Below are 26,398 nucleotides of genomic sequence, written 5' to 3' on the forward strand. Positions count from 1 at the left end.
TTTTTGTGTAATTAGCGTTGGCGTATTAAATGACTATAGAACTGATCAATGCGTTCTAAAATTTCTTCGCGGCTCATGGCAAAGGTGGCATCTTCCATTGCAGCAATGGTATATACCAATTTTTGAATATAAGGATTGATATCGGCAAAGGTTGAATCAAGGGTCAAAATATAGGCTTGATTGGCAATTTGCAGATAATCAAATGGGTCAATTTTAACCAGTTGAGCAATGTCCACCAACATGTCTTTGTCCGCTTGAGACAGCTTTTTTAAACGAGCAGGATCATGGGCAATTTGCCGATGTTGCTTGACCTGTAAAAATTCTTGTAACAATTGGCTTGAGCCGTTTAAGGCTTGGGCAGAATTGGTTTCTATATTGGGTTGGGCTGGCAGGCTGATAAAAAACAAAATTTGATCGACATCTAAACCATAGGAATCCACCAAAGCTTCTTTGGCTTGTTTAAATGCGCTGAGTAATATATCTAGATTATTGAGTGTGTCTAAATTTTGTTGTTGTAACGGCGTACCAAATACATGGCGTTGTTGTAAGTATTCGTTAAGTAAATGATTAAACTGCTGTAAGCGACTGTCGCTGCTACTAGAGCGAAAACGCCATTTACTGACATTCCATTTGTCGTCTTGACTTAAAAACTGCGCGTAGTCTTCATGTTCAGCAAATAAGCTGCGTTGGGTGGCAATACTTAAATGATCAAGTAACATGTATTCATTAAATACCAAGGCACAGCCATAAATTTCATCTTCATAATAACGATCATAAAGTTGATAAAATTCATGGATTAACGCATCTTTTAACACAGAGAGATGTTGTAACATGATGTCCTTGGTGTAGTGAATGCCCGATACTGAGGCTCATTATATTTAAAAATTTGGTCGATAATCAAAGTTTTGCGTAACAGATGCATCACGAAAAGCACGAATCGGTTTTTTAGAGGTAGTGGCGGTATTAATAATATTGTTGGGGAAAATCTGAATATAGTTATTAAACACTTCAACATTACGGTTATAAATGGTGATGGCTGCACCGACATTTTGGTTTTGTTGTTCAATTTCATGCATCATTTTTAAGTAAATTTCATTGGTCTTGAGCTCAGGGTAGTTCTCGACCACCACATTTAAGCTTTGCATTAGTTGTTTACTTAAACTTTCAACCTGCTGTAAACGTCCAATATCGGTGTCATTGATATTAAGTTTCATAATGTTTTGACGCAGCTCAGTGACTTGGGTCAATGTACCTTGCTCAAAATTGGCATATTGCTCAACCAGAGGCTGTAAACCATCTAAAATTTTGACCTTTTGGCGCTCAAAGCTTGCCACATCTGCCCAAGCGCGAATGCTGGCATTATGATGACGAATAATATTGTTGCGAATCATAATAATAATGACCACTAACACTACAATCAGTCCAAGAAAAATCAGTAAATACATGCCGCATCCTTATGCTAAAAGTACTAACAGTTGTTGTTTTAAACGCTCAAGCTTGGGTAGTCTAAACGTTCTTAAATGGCCACGTAGTGCCGAAATATCATCTATTTTTTTATGGCGTTGTTGTTGAATTTGCATCAAGTCATCACGACCCAAATAGCACAGCATATTTTGATTAGCATTAATATACACCTCGCCACGGCGCTGCGCAAAAAACTCACCTAATTTTAGAGTAAAACTTGGCGTGATTTTTTTGGCCATCTCGAGTGGATTTTCCCCGGCCATATAGACACGTTGACGCAATTGAATATCGCTACTTTGCCATTCTAAATGATACGGATAAGCCAATTTTTTGTGTTCAGTGCTCACCGCAAAGGTAGGTAAATCATGGTCTAAATCAAAAATAAACACTCCCCATAAATCTTGATGAATTTCTTTGCTTTGGGTTTGGCCATCTTTGCTGGGAAGGCGCAATTCATTGACATAATGATATTGAAAAATCAGTACCTGATGGGTTTTACCATCTGCTTCTTGCCAGACAGAACTGGCAAAAAATGGAATGTCGTTACTCACACTGCCGCGGCTAAAAATGGGAAATTGCTGTTTAAGCTGTGACATTAATAAGCTTGTGCTTAAAGGTCGGCCTAATGCAGATGGAAGGCTGTGGTAGTTTAAGGCATATCTTTTTTGAATGATGCTGTGTTCTAAAGCTTCAATTGCTTCGTTAATCGGGCGTTTGGGGGCATAAAGTAAATAGCTTAAAAACAACAAAGCAGCAGCGCCTAAAGCTAACAACTGTGCCCATATTGCGGTAGGTTGTAACAGCAAGGGCAGTAATAACAAACCCGCCACAAGTGCTATAAAAATCGCTAAGCCATTATCAAAGCGCAGACAAGGTGATTCACCCCAAGGATGTAATTGTGCTAACAGCTGTTCATCAGAGTCGCTATTTTTTGCAATATCCCAAAGCCGAGCGAGATTGTGAGCCACCTGTGCATTTTTTTTACTACGCAAGGCTAACAGATGTTGACTGGTCTCGATCGGCATAGGAGCAGCTTACTTTTTGGCTTGATCAATCAGCATAGCATCGCCATAACTAAAGAAGCGGTAACGATTTGCAACGGCATGCTCATACGCTGCTAAAATATTTTCACGATTAGACAATGCCGACACCAACATTAAAAGCGTAGATTCAGGTAAATGGAAATTGGTAATTAAACGATCTACCACTTTGAACTCATAGCCCGGATAGATAAAGATTTGGGTATCTCCCGTCCAAGCCTTTAGCTCACCAGCATTGGCTTGTGCTGCACTTTCTGTAGCACGGGTTGCAGTAGTACCCACCGCAATCACTTGGTTGCCGCGCGCTTTAGTGTCACGAATCATCTGCATGGCTTGCTCAGACACTTGGCACCATTCACTGTGCATGATGTGATTTTTAATATCATGAGTGCGTACAGGCAAGAAAGTGCCTGCGCCTACATGCAGCGTCACAAATGTGGTTTGAATGCCTTTGTCGGCTAATTTTTTTAATAAGGCTTCATCAAAATGTAAACTTGCGGTAGGAGCTGCCACACTGGCAATTTTGGTTGGATCATGAAATACCGTTTGATAGCGCTCGGTATCAACTGCTTCTGCCTCACGGTTAAAATAAGGCGGAATTGGCAAAGCGCCATATAAATCCAAGACCTCTAAAATCGGCTGCGAAAACTCAACAATAAAGAGATTTTCATGGCGACCTTGTACCGTGACTTTCACTTGATCAGGTCCAATGAACAATTCAGCCCCTGCTTTAGGTGAGTTGCTGGCTTTAATATGGCAATGCGCCACAAATTGGTCTTGCAGACGCTCAACCAATACTTCAACTGCGCCACCTGAGGCACGTTTACCTTTTAAACGTGCTTTCATGACTTTAGTGTCATTTAACACCAATAAGTCACCTGGACTCAGCAAATCTAAAATGTCGGTAAATTGATGGTCATGATGCTCACCATGGGCATCCACATGTAGTAAACGCGAAGCACTGCGGCTTTGCAGTGGATAGCGGGCAATCAATTCATCAGGGAGATCGAAATTAAAGTCAGACAGTTGCATGTGTAACACAGAGAATAAAAAAACTGCGCTTAGTATATGCTTTTTTGTTTTAAATGGCAGAAATTGGCAGTTTGCAGCTAAAAAAAGCTAACTGCTTTAATTTTAAGCAAATAGCGAGATAAAGCATTGACAGTTTTTAAAATAAGTTTATTATAGCCCTCACAACATCTCTCCCGAGGTGGTGAAATTGGTAGACGCGGCGGACTCAAAATCCGCTGTCAGAGATGACGTGTCGGTTCGAGTCCGACCCTCGGGACCAAAATTCTAGAAAACCCCAAACTGGTATTAAAGGTTTGGGGTTTTTTTATATCTCATGTTTTATATTAAATTAAATTTACAAATTTCTGCATTTTTTAATCTTTTATTTTCAATTTGTTGCAAGTCAAGCCAATCAGCAAGAATTATGTTAAATATTATATGGTTTTTGTTGTTGTAATTTTACGCAATAGCGTGCTAAATATAAGAAAATTTAGTCAATTTTTCTTATAAAAAGAAAAACTGCTGAGGCTGAGAACATGGAACTCAAATTATTAGAAATTGGCTCGCAAACTGAGCAGCTCAGTGCCTGTAAACTTTCATTGCTGATGGGTGTATTTACCCAAGAAAATCGTATTGCAGATTTTTTAAAGTTTGCGCGTAGTATGTTGCAAACCGATTACGCTATTTTGGCTTTTAAAGGCGAACCGTATATTTGGTTTTCATCTGATGAAGGCTGTAAACCATTTTTGGCTGAAGCAGACGCACGAGTGAATCGCTTTTTTGATGAGCATGATTTGATTACGCCACAGAGCGAAATTTATGCTGAAGTTTCAGCCTATATGCAAAGTTTAGGGATGTATCATCAGCGTATGTTGGCAGTAGATTTATGTGACAGTGGCGACTCTGTTGGACATGTATATTTGTTTGATCAACATAGCGCAGCATTTGACCCCAAAAGCATCGTCATTGTGCGTGAGTTTATTCAAAGCTTAATGGGCATTATTCGTCTGCGTTTAGAAAATGCCGAGTTAAAAGAAGAATTTGAACAACAAGCGGCTCTTAATTTTAGTAAAACCAAGTTTTTCCAAATTATTGCCCATGACTTACGTGCCCCTTTTCATGGCTTATTGGGTTTTTCTGAAATTTTAGCCAAAGAGCGCGACACTTTGGATGAAAAAGGCATTCAAGACATCAGTGAATATGTGTTTGATACAGCACAATCAACCTATAACTTACTGGAAAATTTGCTCAATTGGGCCATGGCTGAAGGTGGGCGTTTTGTCTATCACCCCATTAATTTTGAACTGCAACAGTCAGTTAAAATTGTTAGCAATGTCTTAGCCAGTTTGGCTTTACAAAAAAATATTCAACTTATTAATACATTAGAAACAGATATTAAAGTCTATGCTGACATTAATATGATTACCTCAGTGATTCAAAATCTGGTTTCCAATGCCTTAAAATTTACCCATACCGATGGCACAGGCAAAGTGATTATACGCGCTGAGCAGGACAAAGATCAGGTGCATATTTATATTCAAGATACCGGTTTGGGGATGACCAAGGATCAAATTGATAATTTATTTGAGCCTAAAATTACCATTAGTCGCCAAGGTACATTAGGTGAAAAGGGCACAGGCTTAGGTTTGGTGTTGTGTAAGCGTTTTATTGATCTGAATCAAGGACAGATTTGCGTGACCTCTAAAGAGGGTGAGGGTACCTTATTTAAAGTCAGTTTACCCGCGGCAAGTCAAGCTCATAAAGCCTTAGAGAAGCAAGCATATTCAAGTGTATAAATAAAAAGGTTTTCTATTGGTCAAGCTTGCTGTTATAACAGAGAAAAACCAAAGGCTTGAGAACACCTAAGAATGAATCACGCACAGTTAACCAAGACTTTACGCGCCAGTCAGTATGCTGAACAAGTCCTGAGTATGCATGCCGAGCTGCTGCATCAAGATTATGCACTTGACCAATTTTTAGGTGGCCTAAGCACAGCCAATATTTACGCTTCTGTTGCACATGCCTTGGCCGATGTAATTGATGAAAACACATGGATGCGCCGTCTACGTCATTTACGTGCGCGTTTAATGTTTCGTTGGATTTGGCAAGATGCCAATCAACTCACCGATGTCGTCACCCTCACCCGAGAACTGTCTGATTTTGCTGATGCGGCCATTTGTGCTGCCAAAGATTTTGCCTTAGCACCGTTGGTGGCCAAATATGGTCAACCGATGGGCTATAACGGCAAAGTCCAAGATTTAATTGTTATTGCCATGGGTAAACTTGGCGCACAAGAACTCAATTTATCCAGTGATATTGATCTGATTTTTGCCTTTGATGAACAAGGCGAAACCCAAGGTGGACGTAAGTCTATTGATGTGCAGCAATTTTGTATCTTGTGGGGTCAAAAGCTGATTTATCTACTCGACCATATCACCGCAGATGGTTTTGTATTTCGAGTTGATATGCGTTTGCGTCCATGGGGCGATGGTTCGGCATTGGCAATTAGCCACGTTGCGCTTGAAAAATACTTAATTCAGCATGGGCGCGAATGGGAGCGTTATGCATGGATCAAAGCCCGTATTGTCAATCCAAGCCCTGAGGGCGATGAGTTAATGGAGATGACACGGCCTTTTGTATTTCGTAAATACGTCGATTACACTGCTTTTGAAGCCATGCGTGAAATGAAAAGCATGATTGAGCGCGAAGTAGCACGACGTAATATTGAAGATGATATTAAGCTGGGTGCTGGTGGGATTCGCGAAGTTGAATTTATTGTCCAAGTCTTTCAATTAATCTACGGTGGTTATCGCTTAGAACTACAAGATCGCCAATGTTTGGTCAGTTTAAGTCATTTAGATGATGCCGAATTGCTAGACGAACAAGCGGTGATTGACTTAGAAGATGCTTATTTATTCTTGCGCCGTGTTGAACATGCCATTCAAGCTTTAAATGATCAACAAACACAATCTTTGCCGACAGAGCCTGATTTACGTGCGCGTATGTTTGAAACCTTGGGCTTTGACAGTTGGGCCGCATTTTTAGAGTGCTTAAATGCCAAACGTGCCAAAGTGGTCTATCAATTTGAGCATTTAATTAAAGAAAAAGAAACAGAGAGCGCAGTTGAAAGCTTAAGCCAACTTGAACAGCGCTTGTATCCGGTTTTAGATGACAATGCCAAAAACTTAGTACATGAATTTTGGAATGGGCATGCTTTAAAAAAACTACCTGCCAAAGCCATTCAGCGTTTAAAAACCTTTTGGCCACATTTAATTGAAGCAGTGTTACAAGCCAATAATCCGCAAGTGGCTTTGGTCCGGTTAATGCCATTATTAGAATCGGTGATGCGCCGTACAGTGTATTTAGTCATGTTGATTGAAAGCAAAGGTGCACTACATCGTTTAGTGAAAATGGCCAGTGTCAGTCCATGGATTTGTGAAGAATTGACCCATTATCCAGTGTTGTTAGACGAATTTTTATCTATGGATTTTGAGTTGCCAAAACGTCAAGATTTAGAAGATTCATTGCGCCAACAATTACTGCGTATTGAAATTGATCAAGTTGAAGATCAGATGCGCGTGATGCGTTTATTTAAAAAATCCAATGTATTGACGGTTGCTGCAAGTGATGTCTTGGCTGAAAGTCCACTGATGAAAGTGTCTGACGCTTTAACGGATATTGCTGAAGTATCGGTGAAAGCCACCTTGCACTTGGCCTATCAAATGGTGGCACAAAAACATGGCTATCCAATTGATTTAGAAGGCAGACGTTGCTCGCTCGATTATATTGCTTTTATTGTGATTGGCTATGGCAAAGTCGGTGGCATTGAACTCGGTTATGGTTCAGATTTAGATTTAGTGTTTATTCATGCCATGGACGAACAAGCCGATACCGATGGTAAAAAACCAATTAGCGGTTTTGAATTTGCCATGCGCGTGGCACAAAAATTTATGTCACTGATGACCACGCAAACTTTAGATGGTCGGGTGTATGAAATTGACACCCGGTTACGTCCATCCGGTGAAGCCGGTTTATTGGTCACCAGTTTTAAAGCCTTTGAACAATATCAGTTTAAAAGTGCATGGGTGTGGGAACACCAAGCTTTGGTACGTGCCCGCTCAATTGCAGGTGAAAACAGCCTCTGCCAAGACTTTGAGCAATTGCGTTGTCGGATTTTAACCCAAGTGCGCGATGAAGGTATGGTACGCGATGAAGTCATAAAAATGCGTCAAAAAATGAAAGCCCATTTAGGTTCTTCAAAAGAGCAACAAAAAGATGGAATTTTTCATTTAAAACAGGATGCAGGTGGTATCGTAGATATAGAATTTATGGCACAGTATGCGGTATTAGCATGGAGTGGGTCGAATCCCGATCTCGCCCATTACTCCGACAACGTACGAATCCTTGAGGATGCCGCAAAAACAGGTTGCTTATCCAGCAGCGATGCGACAGCATTGATTCAAGCTTATCTTCGTGAACGCGCCGAGAGCCATCGTCTAGCACTTGCAAATCAATCCATGCAAGTTAATGCAGACGATTGGCATGATACCCGAGAGGTCGTTTGCAAGTTATGGCAAAGATTAATTGATCCAAATGCAGTGTGTGCGTTGGATAAAAATGACTGTGTATAACAATTTGGAGTGTGTGTCATGAATTTGGCTGATCGTGATGGTTTTATTTGGCAAGATGGACAATTAGTTGATTGGCGTGAGGCAAAAACTCACGTACTCACACATACCTTGCATTACAGTATGGGTGTGTTTGAAGGTGTCCGTGCCTATGAAACCCCAAATGGAACGGCTATTTTCCGTTTAAAGGAACACACCAAGCGTTTATTAAATTCTGCAAAAATCTATCAAATGAAAGTGCCATTTGATCAAGCAGCGTTAGAACAAGCACAAATTGATGTGGTTCGTGAAAATAAATTAGCCTCTTGCTATTTACGTCCAATTATCTTCATTGGTTCTGAAAAATTAGGTATTGCAGCAACAGATAACACCATTCATGCTGTAGTTGCAGCGTGGAGCTGGGGTGCTTACCTTGGCGAAGAAGCGATGGCAAAAGGCATTCGTGTAAAAACGTCATCATTTACCCATCACCATCCAAACGTGACCATGTGTAAAGCTAAAGCATCAGGTAACTACACGCTATCTATTCTTGCACATCAAGAAGTTGCGCACTCAGGTTACGACGAAGCCATGTTACTTGATCCACAAGGCTATGTATGCCAAGGTTCAGGCGAAAACGTATTCTTAGTACGTGATGGCGTGATTCATACACCGGACGTAGCAGGTGGTGCATTAGACGGTATTACCCGTCAAACCATTATGACTATTGCCAAAGACTTAGGTTATGAGGTGATTGAGCGCCGTATTACCCGTGATGAATTCTACATCGCTGATGAAGCATTCTTTACAGGTACAGCCGCAGAAGTGACCCCAATCCGTGAATACGATGACCGTCAAATTGGTGAAGGTGTGCGTGGTCCGATCACAACACAAATCCAAAAAGCCTACTTTGACGCTGTACAAGGTAAAGATCCAAAATATGCACACTGGTTAACTTACGTAAAATAAGTCAATCAGGTAGTATGCAAGGCGAAACGAAAGTTTCGCCTTTTTTATTGTGTTTGAAGTGGGTTAAAACATGCATATTGTTTATGTGACGGATGGAAAAGCTGGGCATCGTTCTCAAGCCCTCGGTTTATATCAGGCGCTACAACGCTTGAGTCAACAGGCGGTGAGCTTTGAAGAAATTGCTGCCGAATCACTGTCGCGTTTTAACTTGTTTTTAGCACGTGGCAATAATCAGCATCCTTTAATTCAACAACAACCCGATTATATTTTCAGTGTGGGCAGCCATACCCAATTAAAAGCCTTATTGCTTGGGCAAGTGTTTCCTCAAGCCAAAACTGTCGTGCTGATGAAGCCTAAATTTCCACTACAGTGGTTCGATTACGTAATTGTGCCTCAACATGATGGTCTCGCCGAGCAAGACAATGTGATTGTGACACAAGGTGCGTTAAACCCAATTACCAATGAAAAGCGACATCAAAAAAAACGTATTTTAATTGCTTTAGGTGGCGCATCTAAACGCCATCAATGGAACGAGGCTAAGGTTTTACAAGCGATTGAGAAAATTGTACAGGACAATAAGAAATCTGAAATTATCTTAACGACTTCGCGTCGTACGCCAAAAGACTTTTTATCAAACTTACATGAAAAAACTTTTGCCAAAAATCTGCAAATTTTTCCTGTAGAAGACACACCACAAGGTTGGATTTTTGAACAAATGCAATTGGCTGAAGCGGTTTGGGTCACCGAAGATAGTGTCTCAATGCTGTATGAAGCATTAACCGCAGGCTGTAAAGTAGGTGTAATTGAAATTGATCGTTTAAAACAAGATCGTATTACCCAGTCGGTTGACCAGCTTTTAAAAAAAGGCTGGGTGAGTCATGCTAGCCAATTAAATCTATTGGGTTTAGCTAAGCCTTTAAAAGAAGCAGATCGTGTGGCAACATACCTACTTGCATCGTAAGCGGATTATTCTCAAGTGATTTATATTGTTGTTATTGCACTTATTTTATTTATTGCTTTTAGCTATAAATATGCATGGTGGAAGCCCACAGTAGATTGGAAGAGGCCGCGAGTATTGATGTATCACATGGTACGTGACCATATTGATGGGGCAAAATTTAATAAATTACGCGTCAAACCTACAGAATTTGAACAGCAAATTGCATGGATGAAAGCACAAGATTTTCACTTTGTGACTATGCAAGAACTTCAAGCTGATTGGGGCAAGCATCCACAAAAAACCGTGGCGATTACGTTTGACGATGGCTATTTAGATAACCTCGAAAATGCTTTACCGATTTTAGAAAAATACCAAGCCAAAGCCACGATTTATGTCGTGGTAGATCGCCATGATCGTGATTGGTCGACCTATAAAAAAGCCCATCACAATAGCGGTGAGTTGGCCCAAGAGCCAAAGCTCAGTGATGCGCAAGTGAAACAACTCGTGGCATCAGGTCTCATTGAAATTGGTTCACATACCATGACACATGCCAATTTAAATAAATTAGATGATGCAATGTGTTTAGAAGAATTAACGCAATCTAAGCAACAACTTGAAGCCTTAATTGAGCAACCTGTGACCAGTTTTGCCTATCCGTTTGGGATTTATTCAGCCCGTGATGTCATGGTGGCAAAGCAAGTTGGTTACACCAATGCGGTGACTACAGTTGAGGGAATTGATCACACTGCGCCTGATTTTATGCAGCTCAAACGCATTAAAATCAGTGGTAAAGATTCATTATTTGCGGTGAAGCTGCGCTTAAAGCTGGGTAAACGAGAGGGATAATTGATGCGTATTACCTTAGTAATGGCGAGTTGTGAAGATGGTGGCTTAGAAAAGCATGTCATAGAGTTGGCCAATGGCCTAGCGCTTGAGCATCATGTCAGTTTGATTGCCCATCCACGTTTTAAAACATGGTTGAGTGATCGAGTAGCTTTGATTAACTTTGATATGAGCGGTAGTCGTCATAATCCTTGGACTAAGTATCAGCTTAAGAAAAAAATTCAGATGACTGCACCTGATATTGTGCACGCACATGCTTCTAAGACAGCACAATTAATGAGTGGTCTGATTAAAAAAATCAAAGTGCCTTGTATTGTGACCGTTCATGGTGCCAAATCCAAATTAAAACCTTATGCAGCCTTTGATACGATTATTGCTGTGAGTCAAAAATTAGCTGAACATATCAATTTACCCTCTAAAACAGAGGTGATTTACAACGGTGTAATCTTGTCACAAGCTGCTCAACCATGGGAAAAAAATAGAAAATTTCTTGCAATTGGGCGCCTCAATGAGGTGAAGGGATTTGATGTTTTAATTCAGGCATGGGTAGGTATTGAAGCACAACTGAATATATATGGTGAGGGTGAGCAGCTCCAGAGACTGCAAGTACTCATTGAGCAACTCGGTTTACACAATCAGGTTAAATTGTGTGGGTTTAGTCATGAAATCCAACAAAAAATTAGTCAGCATGAAGCTTTGATTGTCTCTTCACAGCGTGAAGGGGGACCTTATACGCTTAGTGAGGCGTTATTATTAAATAGACCTGTGATCGGAACTGATGTGGGGATGATGGCTGAATTTGTGCCCGACGAATTTTTATGTGTACCCAACGAGATTAATGAACTCAGAAGAATTATTCTTGCCTATCTGTGTACCCAAGATCCTCTTTCTCTTTATCAGCCTGCTTTTGAAAAAGCGAAAAAGAATTTAACTTATACAGCCATGCTTGAGCAAACGCTCCTTACTTACGGGCGTAGTTTAGCAAAGCATAAGAGATCCTAATGTCAAAAAACACCTTAATTTTACTTACAGATGCTAAGCCTGGGCATGAGACTCAAGCAATAGGGATCAGTAAAATCCTAAATCAAGAAGATCATTTAGACATCTTAAAAATTCAGATTCAGCGACCTTCAAAATTTATTGGGGTATTGTTTAAAAAATTTTATTCCCTTTTTCCAAAACGATGGATGCTGAAGTTTTTTCTCAGTGTGAATGATTTAAATCGATTACAACATATACCGCATGTTGACTATATTGTCTCTGCAGGTGGCGATACTTTACTTCCCAATGCTTTACTCAAAGCTTATTTAGTCAAGCAGTATCCTCAAGTAAAAAATTTGATTGCAACCTCTTTACGTGGTATGCCTGAAGCTGCCTATGATGTGGTGTTTACCATTGATGCCACTAAAGATCAGCAAAAACCCTACGTTTTTTATCCAATTGCGCCAAATAAAATGGTCAGTTTTGACTTAAAACAAGCGCAGCAACACGCGCAAGAAAAATTGGCGCTTCAGCCTAATCAACATGCTGTGACGGTGTTATTGGGGGCAGATACCGCAGAGGTGAGCATTGGTTTAGCAGATGAATGGCTGCACTTGATTAAAACGATAGCCACACAATATCCCGATCAGCAATTTTTTGTGTGTAGTTCAAGACGGACACCGCAAGCATTAGTCGAGTGTCTTAAACAGCTTGCCGATTTGCCTAATGTGAAATTGGTCTTATTTGGGCAGCAACAAGGCATTGTGGTTGAAGATTTAATTTTTGCGGCTACGCATATTATCTGTTCGCCAGATTCTACTTCAATGCTATGTGAGGCAATGATTGCCAATAAACATGTGATTGTGCCGAGGTTTGAGCACACTCAACTCAGTCAAAACTTCCAAAGCTATTATCAAAAGATGAGTCCTTACGTGGCCTATGTAGAAGCTCAAGAGGTGAATGCGCTATTGGCTTGCCCTCAGTTGCAACAACATCATCACGTTGCCATATTGCAAACTAAATTTATGCAAGCTTTGCATCATTGAACTTAAATCATCTTAAAGCACAAAGTTGCTGTATTTAAAGTGAAGTCAGTCCATAAACGTTAGGCTGAAGATAATTAAATTTTGAGTAAATCATGAAAGTTGTACAAACCGTGTATGGGGATGCCTCAGGTGGGCGTTGGCAAGCAATGCTTAATACCTATGAGGCTTTAGAAAGTCAGGGGCATGAGGGGATCATTGTTTATGGCAGTGACAATCAAAAGCAAAAAATTGACGGCTATCGCTCTTGGTGCCTAAATAACTCAGGCTTTTACGATCCTATCGCTGCGGTTAAATTGGCTTTATGGTTAAGGCACTATAAACCTGATGTAGTGATTGCACATAGTGGCCGTGCGGTACATCTATTTAAAAATGCGATATTGTTGGCACGTATCAAATGTCCTGTGATTGCCATGAATCATAGCCATAATGTCAAACGTACCGTACGTGCCGATGGTTTTATTCATATTACACCGCATGTAGCACAACGTGTGGCTGAGGCATCTGTGCAAAAAAATATCAATAGCACCGCTAAACCTCAAGCTGTGATTTCAAATTTAATTCATTTGCCTACGCAGCCAAGTGTTACAAAAGCAGAATCCAAGATCACCACCTTAGGCATTATGACACGGTTAGTTGAGTATAAAGGCACCCATTTAGCCATTGATGCTGTGGCACAACTTAAGCAACTCGGTTATCAGGTTAAATTGCAGATTGCAGGTGAGGGTGAGCAAGAGCAAAGCTTAATCGAACAGACTCAACGTTTAGGCTTAGAAGATGATGTGGTATTTTTAGGTTGGATTAGTGGTCAGCAAAAAACTGAATTTTACCAAAGCATTGATATAGCGTTAGTTCCAACCATGAACGACACCCAACCTTTAGCAATTTTGGATGCTTTTGCATGGGCCAAGCCTGTGGTGGCCAGTGACCATATTAGTGTGCAACAAATCATTCGACACAATGAAAATGGCTTAATGGCAAAATGCGCTGATGTCGAAGATTTAGTTAAGCAACTGCAATTTTGTTTAGATCATCCTAAAAACTTAGCGCGTTATGCAGAGCAAGGTTATCGAGATGCCCTGCAAGATTATCAATTTTCTGTGATTGCCGAAAAGCTTTCTCGCTTTGTTTTAGAGTGTAAAACGCTATATCAGCGCTAAAAATTGTTGCGCTGTATGTTGAATAGATAATTGATTTTTGGTCTCTTCTAAAATGGCATACGGGTGATTAACGCAACGGTAAAGTTGCGTACTCAGTTGCTCACAATTATTGGCGTCAATCAGAAATGATTTCATATCTTCTTGATAAGAAAGAATATCTTTGACGCCTTGTGAGCAATGATAAGCAATCACTGGTGTGCCTAAGCATAAGCTTTCTGCTAACACTAAACCGAATGATTCATAATATGAGGTGAGGATGAGTGCTTTAGATTGTTGGATATATGGATATGGATCATCGGCCCAACCTAAAAAATCAACCCGATCCTCAATGTTAAGCTTTTGGACCAATGCCATGAGTTCTTGCTTTTGTGGGCCCTCGCCAACAATCGCCATGCGTCCTTTGAGCCCACTTTGCGCAAAAGCAGTGATGGCATGATCAATCTGTTTAATCGCCACTAAGCGTCCTACAAAAATCACATCCCAGATTTTATCTAATGAAGATGTCATATTTTTTTGTGTAATCGATACACCGTTTGCAATATGTCGAATCTGACTATTGGGCAGTAAAGATTGGTATTTAAGTTTGAGGTCTTGATTAACGGTGATCAAATTTTTTTGATGAAAAAGTCGTTTAAACTTTGCTTGATGCTTAATTTGTCGGATATTTTCTTTGATGCGTTTAAAAATATTGGCTGACGGGCGATATTCTAACAGTTCACCATGTATCCAATACCATACATTTTGAGTTTGTTTAAGATAATGACCTAAGTAATAACCATTATGAAAACCTAAAATGATCAAATCATAGCGCTGTTGATTGATCAACTGCTCAATACGATTTTCTTCAATTGGCGAGAGTTTTTTGGCTTTCCACAATTTGCCAAAAGCAAATGAGGGGCTGATGTTTAAATCAATATACTGCACATGAGATTTAATAGCCTGAGTATCTTTACTGCCATTGAGCACAGCAAGCGTTACGCTGTGGCCTAGATCTGCTAGGGTATTGGCTAAGTCGGCTGTTACTTTTTCAGCCCCACCTTTGCCCAGATCATCCACAATAAATAAGATACTGCTCATGGGTATACCTTAACCTCTTTGTTTATCTTGTTGTAACGCTGTATTAATACTCGTCGTTAAGTCGTGCTGATCTTCTATCAGAGCTGGTAGGGATTATAGTTGCCTTCACAATTTCTAAAACGTTTATAGGACCAAATATATTGTTCAGGTGCTTGGTTAATCATTTGCTCCATATTTTGGTTGAGAACTGTTACAGAGCGATGTAAATCGGTGCTGGCAATATCGGTATGCATTTTCTGGCAAACAATTTTAAAACCATCTTTTTGGCGAATACAGCTTAAACCCAAGACATGCGATTGGGTTTTTTGCGCCAATTTAGACACTAAAGTGGTACACAAAATTTCTTGTCCAAAAAATTGTGCGTTGATTCCACCTGAAGGCTTAGGTAAATGATCGGGTAAAATCATGGTTAAACCGCCTTGCTTTAAGTGCTTAAATATTGCACCAACACCCGTTTTATCTGTGGCGACTAAGCTGGCCTTAAAGTTTTGTCGTGCTTTAAAAATAAAGCGATCTACTGCTTTATTTTTGTTAGGCTTATACATAATCATGGGTTCGGTATATTCATTCACCCATACATTGAGTAATTCCCAACAGCCAAAATGGGTAAGTACCATAATGACACCTTTGTCATCTGCTAAGGCTTGTTTGAGTAATTCCTCACCTTCAACGGCTTGAATTAGACGTAAACTATACGCTTTAGGCATACCCCAGAATTTGACGGACTCTACATAGGTATAACATTGGTGGGTTAAACTATGTTTTAATAAGCGTTTTTGCTCATCATTGGAGAGCTTTGGATAAACCAGTTTAAGATTGGTACGAGTAATCTTTTTAAAAGAAGAGGGGAAAATATATAAAACTACCGCTAAACAATTAGCAAGCATATACAGCCAAGCTAATGGCAATTTAGCCATGACTGTTAAAAAAATATAGAGCATAAAGATAAAATATAAACAAAGAGGAGAAAAATAAAGCCTTTAAAGTAAAGGCTTTATCAGAGATTAGTTTTTATATTTGTCTGGGTTGCCCTTCAGAACCATATAAATGATAGCAACAAAAATTACAAATGCACCTGCGATACTACTTACGCAAAAATACAAAATACGCTCATTGGTGTCTAAACTAAATAAGTTGTTGGCTAAGATATAGCGCATAAATAACCATTGTACGACTGAAAAAACAATCAGCATAATGCTTTTATTACGAACAGCAGGACGCATAGCCATTGCTTGCTTACCCTAAAATTAAACACAAGCTATTATGCCACCGTTAAGCCTGACTCTCAATCATACAAAAAAAGCCCTGCATGAGCAGGGCTTTTTAGGTTGAATCTAGAATAGATTATTCTTGAGATTCAGCTTTTGGTTTTTCACGTAAGCGAATACCCAAATCACGCAGTTGGTTTGATTCAACTGGTGCAGGTGCTTGCGTTAATGGGCATTCAGCAGTTTTGGTTTTCGGGAACGCAATCACGTCACGAATCGAAGAACCGCCAGTCATGAGCATCACTAAACGGTCAAGACCAAATGCTAAACCACCGTGCGGAGGCGCACCGTAACGTAAAGCATTTAACAAGAAGCTGAATTTCTCTTCTGCTTCTTCTTCGCCAATACCTAAAGCTTCAAAAATGGCTTTTTGCATTTCTAGGTTATGAATACGCAGTGAACCACCACCGATTTCAGTACCGTTGAGTACCATATCGTAAGCAACTGAAAGTGCTTCACCTGGGTTGTTCTTCACTTCTTCTACGCTAGATTTTGGTAGCGTGAATGGGTGATGCACAGATGTCCAGCCGTTATCAGTTTCTTCAAACATTGGGAAGTCAACTACCCAAAGTGGTGCCCACTCACAAGTTGCAAGTTTTAAGTCATGACCGATTTTCACACGCAGTGCGCCCATCGCATCATTTACAACTTTCGCTTTGTCTGCACCAAAGAATACGATGTCACCGTTCTCTGCACCCACGCGTTTTAATAGATCAAGCACGATTGGCTCGATAAATTTCACGATTGGAGATTGTAAGCCTTCGATACCTTTTTCAAGTTCGTTAACTTTGATGTAAGCCAAACCGCGTGCACCATAGATGCCAACAAATTTGGTGTATTCATCAATTGCAGAACGTGGTAATGAACCTGCACCCGGAACGCGTAAAGCAACAATACGACCTTTAGGATCTTTAGCAGGACCTGCGAATACCTTAAACTCAACGTCTTGCATCAAATCTGCAACGTCAACAAGTTTTAAAGGAATACGCATGTCTGGTTTGTCAGATGCATAGTCACGCATTGCGTCGTTGTAGGTCATACGTGGGAATTTATCAAACTCAACATCAAGAAGTTCTTTAAACATCTTAACCGTTAAAGTTTCCATTAAATCCATGATGTCATCGTCACTCATGAACGATGTTTCAACGTCGATTTGCGTGAATTCTGGCTGACGATCCGCACGTAAGTCTTCATCACGGAAACATTTCGCGATTTGGTAGTAACGATCAATACCGCCCACCATCAACAACTGTTTAAACAATTGTGGTGATTGTGGCAGGGCATAGAAGCTACCGTTAGATACACGACTTGGCACTAAATAGTCACGCGCGCCTTCAGGAGTAGCACGGGTTAAAATTGGTGTTTCTACATCCAAGAAACCATTGTCTTCGAAGTAGTTACGAATAAGGTTAGTTAATTTAGAACGGAAACGTAAACGCTCTAACATTTCTGGACGACGAATGTCCAAGAAACGATATTTCAAACGAATTTCTTCTGAAATATTGGTATTTTCATCATTGAGTGGGAATGGTGGTGTTTCTGATTGAGCAAGAACTTCGATTTCTTTACCCAATACTTCGATTTGACCACTCACCATATTGGCATTTTCTGTGCCTTCGTAACGGCGACGTACACGACCTGTGATTTTTAATACGAATTCTGAACGTACTTTATCTGCAGTTTCGAATGCTTCTGGTGTATCAGGATCGATCACCACTTGCACTAGACCATCACGGTCACGCATGTCTAGGAAAATTACACCACCGTGGTCACGGCGACGGTGTACCCAACCGCATAAAGTTACTGTTTGGTCGATTTGTGCTTCGGTTAAAGAACCGCAGTAATGAGTTCGCATCATGGCGTATAAAATCCAACTATATGGGTTACAAAAAAGCTACTACGTAAACAGCGTATGCTTTTATTCAAAGTCTAGGATTATGCCTATTTGCAACTGCCCTCACAAGAACTACAAGCAAAAACAGCAGCAAATTCACAAAAAGCCAAGCAATTGCTTTATTTTGCCGAAGAAAATTGCTGCCAAAGCGCAATGCAAGTCAAAGCGAGTGTTTCACTCAACAAAAACGCTTGGCTAAATTCATTAAAGCCACGTCCTAGAAAATAATACGGTTCACGCACTACAGTTGACCATTCAAAGGATGCAAAATAGCCCCATGTCCAAGCACTTGCAGTCAATAAAGACACAATAATACTCAGCCAAATGCTGCTTTTTATGCGCGTTGTGGCAACCGCTTCAGTGCGATGTTTTTGGCAATATGTGTAAATCCAATACACTAAAAAGGGTAAGGCAACAGCCGAGCTGGTGATTTGTAATATAAAATGCAAAGGGTAGTGCATGCCAAAAGCGTGAATAGGCTGACTTAAAAAGTCATGCAATACCAAAGTACGAAAGTCGACGTGGGTTAAGCCATCCCAAAGAATATGTGTGGCATTACCTAAGATTAAAGCCAATATGACCAAAACAGTAAAACGTAGCCATTGTTTAATATTTTTAATGGGTAATGGATGCGCAAGGTCTAAAAGTTGGTACAGCATCGGACGATACAACACATACCACAGGCTACAAAAAGTTAAACCAATGATTAAATTAGGGTAAAGTTGACCTGACCACAGATGTGAAATTTTGCCCGATTCGGTTGTAAACATCCGATACATATCTGGCAGCATACAGCCAATGGCTAGTGCAGCAAGTGGCAAGTGACCGCGACTTAAGCATGATATAACCGGTGCAAGAACGGCATGCGATAAAGTAAAAGGCATGAATGGCTTAAAAAGACGATTTTGATAAATGCATTGAGCTTAGCTGATGTGGCGAGTTGTTGCTGTTTTTTATTGCAAAAAGAATGAAATGTTATATTATAACATTATTCCGAATTTGCCGACTTTGAGCCCTAAGTCATGTCTTTACATAAGAATTTGATTACCCTTGCGATTTTTGCAGCAGTTGCACCGCATACTTTTGCTGATACAGCAGCAACCACTTTAGATACCATTCAATTGACCGCTCACCCGTTGGTACAAACCGCAGCTGATTTTGCGGTGGCTGATCATGTAGTTGATCAAAAGCAATTAAGCCTGCGTGCTGCCACCATTGGCGATGCTTTAGCTGATGAGCTTGGGGTATATTCAAATCAATATGGTTCAGGTTCAAGCCGTCCGGTGATTCGTGGGCAAGATGGTCCGCGAGTTAAAGTTTTACAACATGCCTCGGAAACTGCTGATGTGGCAACCTTATCGCCAGACCATGCGATTACCGTTGATCCATTGCTTGCAAAACAGGTTGAAGTGATTCGTGGCCCGTCGACCTTACTTTATGCAGCAGGTACTGTGGGTGGTTTAGTCAATGTCACTGATCAAAAAATCCCAACCCAGATGCCGCAAAAAGCTATTGAGGGCAGTGCCGCTTTACGTTACAACTCAGGCAGTGATGAAAAATTGGCTAGTGCAGGCATTACTGCTGCAATAGGTGAGCAATTTGCCTTACGTGTAGAGGGTTTAAAGCGTAAAGCCAATGACTATATTGCCCCCGATTACGTTGTCGCTGAGCCACATGGCGATCATTTCCATAACGAACAAAAACGCCGTGTTGACAATACCTTTGCTGAAGGACAAACCATTAATGTCGGTGGTTCATGGATTCACGAGCGTGGTTTTGTAGGCTTGTCTTATAGTAATCGCCAAGATCAATATGGTTTACCGGGGCATAGCCATGAGTATCATGGTTGTGAATTACATGCTGATCATTTTCATTGTCCAAAATCGGATGATGACCATGACCACGAGCATGCAGCTGGTCCTTGGGTTGATTTAAAATCCGAGCGTTATGATTTACGTACAGAGTTGTCGCAGCCGTTTCAAGGCTTTGAAAAATTACGTGCTCATGCCAGTTTCACCGACTATGAGCATGATGAATTAGAAGATCAGGCAGTGATTAGCAACTTTAAAAGCCGTGGTTATGATGCACGTTTAGAGTTGGTGCATGTACCTGTTGCTGGTTGGGAAGGCGTGATCGGCACGCAGTTCTCACAGCAAACTATTGATTTAGCCGCAGGTCAAGGGCATGCACATGAAGAGCATGACCATGAAGGTCACGATCACGACCATAGTGATCACGAAGGGCATAATCATGATGTGTTAATGGCCGACACCAAGACCAAAAAATACAGTCTATTTGCATTAGAACATAAGCAAGTAGGGGAAGTGCATGTTGAGCTTGGTGCACGTTTAGATCATCAAACCATTGATGTGCAATCTGAGCAAAAAAATTACTCAGGCACAGCCTATTCAGCCTCTGCCGCTGCTAATTGGGAATTTGCACCTAATTACAAACTGTCTATAGTTGGCTCGCATCAACAGCGTTTGCCATTGGCTCAAGAGTTATATGCCGATGGTTTACACTTCGCTACCAATACCTATGAGCTAGGCAACCCGAATATTGATAAAGAAACTTCAAATAACTTAGAGCTTGGCTTGCACTATGAAGGTGATCAGTTTGACTATCACGCGCATGTGTATCACAACTGGTTTGATGACTATATTTATGGCAAGACCATTGCCCAAACAGGTAATTTGCGTGGGGTTGAATATAGCCAAGACAAAGCACGCTTTTACGGTGTAGAAGCGCAAGCGGGTTATAATGTTAACGACACCTATCGCTTAAGTGTGTTTGGTGATTATGTACGTGGCAAAATTGAAGGTGAAAATGCACCGCGTGTACCTGCTGGTCGTTTAGGTACCAAGGTCAATGCCAATTTTGATGACCAATGGTCAGGCAGTGCCGAGTACTATCATGTGTTTAAACAAGATCAGTTTGCTGATTTTGAAGAGCAAACACAAGGCTACAACATGGTCAATGTGGGCTTAAATTACAATGGCCGTTATGGCAATGATCAAGACTACCGTGTGTTCTTAAATGCCAATAATTTATTGGACGATCAAGTCTATTCACATGCATCATTTTTATCCAATATTCCACAAGTGGGGCGTAACTTTACGGTGGGTCTAGAATTTAACTTCTAAGCCAAATACACAGAAAAGCCCTTGAAAATTCATACAATAAAACCTAGTCTGAGCCGATTGGACTAGGTTTTTTGTTATGCGTATCTTCCAGAGAATTCACACCAAGTTAAATTGGTCATTGCGTCGTTATGCTGCGGTTTGTATGGCTGTGCTGCTGCTGAGTCTGGTGGGATCAGGCTTGTACCATATGTATAAGCCTTTGCCACAAGGTTTAAATTACGCGGGTAGTTTGCGTCATGCCCAAGTGGAATTTTTAAGTGATCAAAGCTATGTCGACCCACAAGGTCAATTGCAAGTGCAGCAGATGATCTTTGATCGTATGCTTGGCATGATTGAACAAGCGCAAAGTTTGATTGTGCTGGATATGTTTTTATTTAATCAAGAAATTGGCATATCGACGCTTAAACATCGTGCCTTAACCGATGAACTCACTCAAGCTCTAATCAAAAAACGTTATTTAGATCCAAACATTGAAATTAAAGTCGTAACTGATCCAATTAACTCAGTTTACGGTGGGGTATTGCCTGAACATTATCGTCAATTGCGTCAAGCTGGTATTGAAGTGATTGAAACTGACTTGACCCCGTTACGTGCTTCAAATCCATTGTGGTCAAGTTTTTGGTATTTATGTTGTCAGGGAATTGCCAACAATCCGCAAGCCGGTTGGTTGCCTAATCCTTTTGGCAGTGAAAAAGTGACCTTACGTAGTTATGTTAATCTTGCCAATTTTAAAGCCAATCATCGTAAAACTTTAGTGGTTGATACCCCACAAGGTTGGCAGACCTTAGTGACTTCTATGAATCCACATGATGGTAGCTCATTGCATTCCAATGTGGCTTTGGTGGTCACAGGTCCCACAGCCATAGATGTGTTAAAGACTGAGCAAAGCGTGGCGCAAATGTCTAAAGGCAATATGCCTATGGTGATTATAGGAGAATTTGAAGCAGCAAAAACCGAACCCCAAGTCCAAGTGCTGACTGAAAAAGCCATCTATGATCAAGTATTAGCAGCCATTGAAAGCAGCCAAAAGGCAGGGGTTGAGCTTGATTTGTCGATGTTTTATTTATCAGAGCGTCGCATCATTCAAGCATTGATGGCAGCGCATGAGCGTGGGGTTAAAGTACGTGTGTTATTAGACCCGACTAAAGATGCTTTTGGACGCACTAAAAACGGCATTCCTAACCGTCCTGTTGCAGCTGAGTTACACCATGCAGGAATTGATGTGCGTTGGTGTAATACCCAAGGCGAGCAGTGCCATAGCAAAATGTTGCTTAAACGCAGTATGTATAACAGCGAAATTATTTTAGGTTCAGCCAATTTCACGGCACGCAATTTAAAAAATTATAATTTAGAAACCAATTTACGTGTGGTGGGGCATGCCAATGCCAAAGTGTTTACAGATGCAACGCAGTATTTTGAACGTGCTTGGCATAATCAAGATGGACAGCAGCACAGTGTGGACTATGCACAGTATGCCGATGAATCGACCTTGAAATATGTGCTGTATCGCGTGATGGAATGGACTGGGCTGTCGACCTTTTAAACAAAAAACCCTCTGCAAAACAGAGGGTTTATTTTTGGCCTAATTGCTTGGGTTAGGCGGAATAATTTGATCAAGTTCTTTATCGGTTAAATGATCGAGTTCTTCAATTTTGGTTTTGATTTTCCATTTGTCTAGATCATCTACTGAGTTAGGAAGGCGCGCTTCAAGCCAATCACAGACCACATCAGGTGGAAAATCGGCATGGTTGCACTGAATCACCCATGCTAAAAAGTCTTTGGCTTCACCATTCATATAAGGTGGTGGCGACACAGGTAAAAATTGGGTCGGTAGACGTTCATTTTTAGAAATATAATTTAAGACATGCCCAAGTTCTTGTACAGTTTGCCAAGCCAATGGGTGTTCCACATTAATTTGGAACTTAAACCACCATGCATGTTTGCCATCTGTGCCATAGCTTTCGATTAAACCTTTACGCACACTTGGTACTTTACAGAAATAAGCATAGAGACGGTCGAAACTTAATTGTTCAGCCACAATAGTTCACTCAGCCATAAAAAACGCTATCTTAACATAAACTTGGTTTTGCTTTAAAAGCCAACTTGCTATGCTAAGCATGAATCAATGTGAGGCTAGGATATGCGCAAATTCACTCGTTGTATGGGGCTTAGTTTACTTATGCTGAGTCCACAGCTTTGGGCAGACAATCCTTGGGCGGGTTATCGTGGGGTGGAGAAAAAACCACAGCGCCCCATGCGACCTCAAGCACTGCATCGTCCACAATGGCCACGTCCGCAACCTCAACCTAATGTGTCTATTCAATATCAAGGGCCAACCACGGTCATACAAAACAGCCAAAGCTATAGTTTTGTCAATGGAAAGCCAAGCGGTAGCATCTCAAGCAGTCGTTACGTATTTATTTCCGATTGGCAGCGCGTAGGCTTGCCAGCACCACCTTCGGGTATGTATTGGATTTATGAAAATGGTCGTTATGCTTTAGTCCCTAATCATTAAGCCAATTCATCATCTTGAGGGCGTGGGGTTTGACCTTGCGCCAAAGGTAAATCCGCTTCTTTATTGCGAATCACAGAGGGATAATGCCAAGAGGCAAAACGTACCACTAAAATCGCGCCTGCTAAGATTAAGATTGAACCTGTAATAATCACCAAATCAAGATCGGCTTTATGGTCATGTTGGATATCGGAAATAAGCAGACGTGTTAAAGCTGTAATCGCAATATAAATTAAAAAACGCACAGGCATATGGTTAGTTTTAAAGTAAATCCCCACCATAGCGCCCAATTCTAAATAGATAAAAAGCAATAAAATATCGTCGATGGTGGCATATTGTTTAATGGTTAAAATATCCCAAACGGTGTGAGCTGCCGACCAAATCACCATACAGCCAATAATAAACAGGGCAATATAATGAAAGCCCTCGACAATGGCATTACCAAAGCGGTCTAAATAATATTCAAGGTTGCGCGCGTTTGGCATAAAGTGTCCTTTTCATTGCGAATGAAAAACACATGCAATTTTTACGCACAAATGGCTAAGAAAATACCTGCATAAAGCAGGTATTTTTAAGGTTTAGGCTTGTTGGGTAAAGTATTCAGGACTAAAGCGCATAATCACGTCAGCACCTGCTTTAATTTTACTGATCCGCATAGGCAGCTCAGGTAACACGCGTTGCACAAAATAAATGGCCAAATTAATTTTAGCTTGATAAAACGGTGTCGATTTGTCTTGTGCAGCTTCGGCAATACGGGCAAACATATAGCTAAAGCTGAGTAAGCCAAGCGCATGTAAATAATCTACTGCAACTGCATTGGCAAAGTTTGGATTTTCCTGTGCTGCTTCTAAAATAAATTGAGTGACCGATTCAAGTTCTGTGGCTGCATCTAAAGTGGCATCTTTAATGAAATTGAGTTCGGCATCCATTTGGTTGGCAAAGTCACGAATTTCATCAATATAGGCTTTTAAATAAGCGCCTTCACATTTAATGGTTTTACGACCAATTAAGTCCTGCGACTGAATGCCATTGGTGCCTTCATAAATTTGTGCAATACGTAAATCACGTACACATTGCTCCATTCCCCATTCACGAATGTAGCCATGTCCTCCAAAACACATTTGTGCATCCAGCACCGCTTGAAATGCGGTGTCGGTTAAATAGGCCTTGGCAATTGGGGTGAGTAGGGCAACCCGATCATTGGCAGCGCGTACTGCTTCTGGGTCATTGGAAAACTTCGTGATATCTAATTGCTGTGCCACATACACTGCAAAAGCACGTGAGGCTTCGTTATTGACGCGAGTATTCAGCAGCATACGGCGTACGTCAGCATGCACTAAAATTGAATCGGCAGGCTGATCAGGGGATTTGACCCCTTCAGCACTACGTCCTTGTAAGCGGTCTGTGGCGTATTGTGCGGCATTTTGATAAGCAAATTCAGATGCGCCTAAACCTTGAATTCCCATGGACAAACGTTCGTAATTCATCATCACAAACATCGCGGCTAAGCCTTCATTTTCTTGACCCACCAAAAAGCCTTTGGCAGCATCAAAATTCATGACGCATGTGGCTGAAGCTTTAATTCCCATTTTATGTTCAATTGAACCTGCGTGTACGCCATTTCGCTGGCCTAAAGAACCGTCCTCATTGACCATGATTTTCGGCACAATAAATAAGGAAATTCCGCGTGAACCGGCAGGTGCATCGGGAGTTTTGGCTAAAACAAGATGAATAATATTTTCGGTCAGATCATGTTCACCACCGGTAATAAAAATTTTAGTACCTGTGATGTTATAAGAACCATCGCTATTTTTTTCAGCTTTGGTCTTAATGATGCCTAAATCGGTGCCGGCATGCGGTTCGGTTAAACACATGGTGCCTGCCCATTCACCGCTATACATTTTAGGCAAATAAGTTTGTTTTTGCTGTTGTGACGCATAACTAGCCAAAGCCAAACCTGCTCCAACCGAGAGTAAAGAATACAGGGTAAAAGATGGATTGGTGGCAAACAGCATCTCATCGCTCAGTACAGTGAGCATTTTAGGCATGCCTTGACCGCCCCATTCTTCATCGGCACCTAAACCTAACCAACCGCCTTGTGCGTATTGTTCAAAGGCTGCTTTAAAACCTTCAGGTGTCGTTACAGTACCAGCATTAAATTGTGCGCCGTGTTCATCACCACTACGGTTAAGCGGCAGCGTAACATTTTGACTAAATTTCGCCATTTCTTCTAAGATGGCATTGGCGGTAGCGCTATCTAGGTGTGCAAGTTTAGGATGTTGTTGCCAAAACGCAGAGGCGTTAAAAACATCATTGAGAATAAACTGCATATCGGCAAGGGGGGCATTATAGATTGGCATGATCGACTCACTTGATTGTTATATTCATAATCTTTTGTACTTTTTATAAACAAAAGGGACACCCATTGCAATGCGTGTCCCCTCAA

23 protein-coding genes and 1 tRNA gene are annotated in these 26,398 nt (G+C 40.9%); 12 read left to right on the forward strand and 12 right to left on the reverse strand.

Translation table 11 applies throughout. The annotated features are described in order from the left end of the window. Window positions 1-11: 11 nt before the first annotated feature. From Q0Z55_RS03135 to queA, 4 genes are read right to left on the reverse strand one after another with little or no spacing between them, the layout of a single operon-like run. On the reverse strand, window positions 12-833 hold the full coding sequence (locus Q0Z55_RS03135; RefSeq protein WP_297424034.1) for a DUF4303 domain-containing protein: 822 nt from the start codon (window positions 831-833) through the stop codon (window positions 12-14). Between the two features lie 45 nt (window positions 834-878). Beyond that, window positions 879-1,445, reverse strand: a complete 567-nt coding sequence (locus Q0Z55_RS03140; protein WP_297424036.1) for a LemA family protein — start codon at window positions 1,443-1,445, stop codon at window positions 879-881. 9 nt (window positions 1,446-1,454) lie between these two features. Continuing rightward, the gene (locus Q0Z55_RS03145; protein ID WP_297424038.1) at window positions 1,455-2,489 is read right to left on the reverse strand and encodes a hypothetical protein; all 1,035 of its coding nucleotides are present in this window, start codon (window positions 2,487-2,489) and stop codon (window positions 1,455-1,457) included. 9 nt (window positions 2,490-2,498) lie between these two features. Next, the gene (queA, locus tag Q0Z55_RS03150; protein ID WP_297424040.1) at window positions 2,499-3,536 is read right to left on the reverse strand and encodes a tRNA preQ1(34) S-adenosylmethionine ribosyltransferase-isomerase QueA; all 1,038 of its coding nucleotides are present in this window, start codon (window positions 3,534-3,536) and stop codon (window positions 2,499-2,501) included. A 172-nt stretch (window positions 3,537-3,708) separates the two neighbouring features. Between queA and Q0Z55_RS03155 the strand changes: the two genes are divergently transcribed. From Q0Z55_RS03155 to Q0Z55_RS03195, 9 genes are all read left to right on the forward strand, one after another. After that, window positions 3,709-3,795, forward strand: a tRNA-Leu gene (locus Q0Z55_RS03155). Between the two features lie 256 nt (window positions 3,796-4,051). Beyond that, window positions 4,052-5,311 (forward strand): HAMP domain-containing sensor histidine kinase, encoded by a 1,260-nt coding sequence (locus tag Q0Z55_RS03160; protein ID WP_297424042.1) that lies wholly within the window; start codon window positions 4,052-4,054, stop codon window positions 5,309-5,311. A gap of 72 nt (window positions 5,312-5,383) precedes the next feature. Beyond that, window positions 5,384-8,146, forward strand: coding sequence for a bifunctional [glutamate--ammonia ligase]-adenylyl-L-tyrosine phosphorylase/[glutamate--ammonia-ligase] adenylyltransferase (glnE, locus tag Q0Z55_RS03165; RefSeq protein WP_297424044.1), 2,763 nt, complete (start codon window positions 5,384-5,386; stop codon window positions 8,144-8,146). An 18-nt stretch (window positions 8,147-8,164) separates the two neighbouring features. Next, complete coding sequence (locus Q0Z55_RS03170) at window positions 8,165-9,091, forward strand: branched-chain amino acid transaminase (RefSeq protein WP_297424046.1); 927 nt, start codon at window positions 8,165-8,167, stop codon at window positions 9,089-9,091. Between the two features lie 70 nt (window positions 9,092-9,161). Then, a complete protein-coding gene (locus Q0Z55_RS03175; protein WP_297424047.1) occupies window positions 9,162-10,052 on the forward strand; it encodes an ELM1/GtrOC1 family putative glycosyltransferase in 891 nt (296 codons plus the stop codon). A gap of 15 nt (window positions 10,053-10,067) precedes the next feature. Continuing rightward, window positions 10,068-10,877 carry a polysaccharide deacetylase family protein gene (locus Q0Z55_RS03180; protein WP_297424050.1) on the forward strand — a complete coding sequence of 270 codons (810 nt, stop codon included), beginning with the start codon at window positions 10,068-10,070 and terminating at the stop codon, window positions 10,875-10,877. 3 nt (window positions 10,878-10,880) lie between these two features. Then, window positions 10,881-11,876, forward strand: a complete 996-nt coding sequence (locus Q0Z55_RS03185) for a glycosyltransferase (RefSeq protein WP_297424052.1) — start codon at window positions 10,881-10,883, stop codon at window positions 11,874-11,876. Beyond that, window positions 11,876-12,901 (forward strand): ELM1/GtrOC1 family putative glycosyltransferase, encoded by a 1,026-nt coding sequence (locus Q0Z55_RS03190; RefSeq protein ID WP_297424054.1) that lies wholly within the window; start codon window positions 11,876-11,878, stop codon window positions 12,899-12,901. Before Q0Z55_RS03185 ends, Q0Z55_RS03190 begins: the two co-directional genes overlap by 1 nt. 92 nt (window positions 12,902-12,993) lie before the next feature. Then, window positions 12,994-14,058: a glycosyltransferase family 4 protein gene (locus Q0Z55_RS03195; RefSeq protein WP_297424056.1), complete on the forward strand. Its 1,065-nt coding sequence runs from the start codon at window positions 12,994-12,996 to the stop codon at window positions 14,056-14,058. On the opposite strand, the gene Q0Z55_RS03200 is transcribed toward Q0Z55_RS03195, so the two are convergent. The 5 genes from Q0Z55_RS03200 to Q0Z55_RS03220 all read right to left on the reverse strand — a co-directional run bounded on the left by Q0Z55_RS03200 (window position 14,044) and on the right by Q0Z55_RS03220 (window position 19,181). Beyond that, entirely contained in the window at window positions 14,044-15,135 is a 1,092-nt protein-coding gene (locus tag Q0Z55_RS03200; protein WP_297424059.1) for a glycosyltransferase, read from the reverse strand. The two genes, Q0Z55_RS03195 and Q0Z55_RS03200, sit on opposite strands and share 15 nt — an antisense overlap. Before the next feature lie 77 nt (window positions 15,136-15,212). Further along, entirely contained in the window at window positions 15,213-16,076 is an 864-nt protein-coding gene (locus Q0Z55_RS03205; protein ID WP_297424061.1) for a lysophospholipid acyltransferase family protein, read from the reverse strand. A gap of 63 nt (window positions 16,077-16,139) precedes the next feature. Then, complete coding sequence (locus Q0Z55_RS03210; protein WP_297424064.1) at window positions 16,140-16,364, reverse strand: hypothetical protein; 225 nt, start codon at window positions 16,362-16,364, stop codon at window positions 16,140-16,142. A 115-nt stretch (window positions 16,365-16,479) separates the two neighbouring features. Next, window positions 16,480-18,261, reverse strand: coding sequence for an aspartate--tRNA ligase (gene aspS / locus Q0Z55_RS03215; protein ID WP_297424066.1), 1,782 nt, complete (start codon window positions 18,259-18,261; stop codon window positions 16,480-16,482). 155 nt (window positions 18,262-18,416) lie between these two features. Next, window positions 18,417-19,181 (reverse strand): DUF4184 family protein, encoded by a 765-nt coding sequence (locus tag Q0Z55_RS03220; protein ID WP_297424069.1) that lies wholly within the window; start codon window positions 19,179-19,181, stop codon window positions 18,417-18,419. 138 nt (window positions 19,182-19,319) lie between these two features. On the opposite strand from Q0Z55_RS03220, the gene znuD reads away from it, so the two are divergent. Next, window positions 19,320-21,440, forward strand: coding sequence for a zinc piracy TonB-dependent receptor ZnuD (znuD, locus tag Q0Z55_RS03225; RefSeq protein ID WP_297424071.1), 2,121 nt, complete (start codon window positions 19,320-19,322; stop codon window positions 21,438-21,440). Between the two features lie 76 nt (window positions 21,441-21,516). Then, window positions 21,517-22,983, forward strand: coding sequence for a phospholipase D family protein (locus Q0Z55_RS03230; protein WP_297424073.1), 1,467 nt, complete (start codon window positions 21,517-21,519; stop codon window positions 22,981-22,983). Window positions 22,984-23,022: 39 nt separating this feature from the next. Here Q0Z55_RS03230 and Q0Z55_RS03235 read toward each other — a convergent pair whose 3' ends face one another. After that, window positions 23,023-23,478, reverse strand: a complete 456-nt coding sequence (locus Q0Z55_RS03235) for a hypothetical protein (protein WP_297424075.1) — start codon at window positions 23,476-23,478, stop codon at window positions 23,023-23,025. Between the two features lie 102 nt (window positions 23,479-23,580). Between Q0Z55_RS03235 and Q0Z55_RS03240 the strand changes: the two genes are divergently transcribed. Beyond that, window positions 23,581-23,955 (forward strand): RcnB family protein, encoded by a 375-nt coding sequence (locus Q0Z55_RS03240; protein WP_297424077.1) that lies wholly within the window; start codon window positions 23,581-23,583, stop codon window positions 23,953-23,955. Here the strand turns inward: Q0Z55_RS03240 and Q0Z55_RS03245 are convergent. Both Q0Z55_RS03245 and Q0Z55_RS03250 read right to left on the reverse strand, forming a co-directional pair. Then, window positions 23,952-24,437 carry a phosphate-starvation-inducible PsiE family protein gene (locus Q0Z55_RS03245; protein WP_297424078.1) on the reverse strand — a complete coding sequence of 162 codons (486 nt, stop codon included), beginning with the start codon at window positions 24,435-24,437 and terminating at the stop codon, window positions 23,952-23,954. The genes Q0Z55_RS03240 and Q0Z55_RS03245 overlap by 4 nt on opposite strands. Before the next feature lie 93 nt (window positions 24,438-24,530). Continuing rightward, a complete protein-coding gene (locus tag Q0Z55_RS03250) occupies window positions 24,531-26,312 on the reverse strand; it encodes an acyl-CoA dehydrogenase C-terminal domain-containing protein (protein ID WP_297424080.1) in 1,782 nt (593 codons plus the stop codon). Window positions 26,313-26,398: the final 86 nt, after the last annotated feature.

Origin of the sequence: uncultured Acinetobacter sp. (assembly GCF_947626835.1) — a bacterium.
Taxonomy (GTDB): Bacteria; Pseudomonadota; Gammaproteobacteria; order Pseudomonadales; family Moraxellaceae; genus Acinetobacter.